Source organism: Rhodococcus sp. T2V, from assembly GCF_029269925.1.
In the GTDB taxonomy this organism is placed as follows: domain Bacteria; phylum Actinomycetota; class Actinomycetes; order Mycobacteriales; family Mycobacteriaceae; genus Rhodococcus_F; species Rhodococcus_F koreensis.
In genome coordinates, this window is record NZ_JARJBD010000443.1 from 1 (window position 1) to 353 (window position 353).

The window sequence follows — 353 nt, forward strand, 5'->3', positions numbered from 1 at the left end:
GATCGGCACCACCACCCCATCCGCCCCCGTCACCTCGTGGAACGTCACATCCACCACAGCCTCCGTCGGCCCGTACAAGTTGTGCAGCTCAGCCCCGCTCACCCCGCGCAGCCGGGCCGCCGTCGCCGACGGCAACGCCTCACCACTGGTGAACACGCGGCGCAATCCGCCGCACCCCTCCACGTTCGCGCCCGCAAGGAACACCTCGAGCATCGACGGCACGAAATGCACCGTCGTGACCGACTCCTCGCGGATCACCCGCTCGAGATACTTCGGGTCGCGATGCCCGTCCGGGGCGGCGATCACCAACCGCGCCCCACACAACAACGGCCAGAACAACTCCCACACCGACA

1 protein-coding gene is annotated in these 353 nt (G+C 68.3%); it reads right to left on the bottom strand.

Features of this window, described 5'->3' with window-relative positions:
• Window positions 1–353, bottom strand: a 353-nt coding sequence (locus P3H15_RS54760; RefSeq protein WP_276144921.1) for an AMP-binding protein, incomplete at both ends; no start/stop codon positions are given.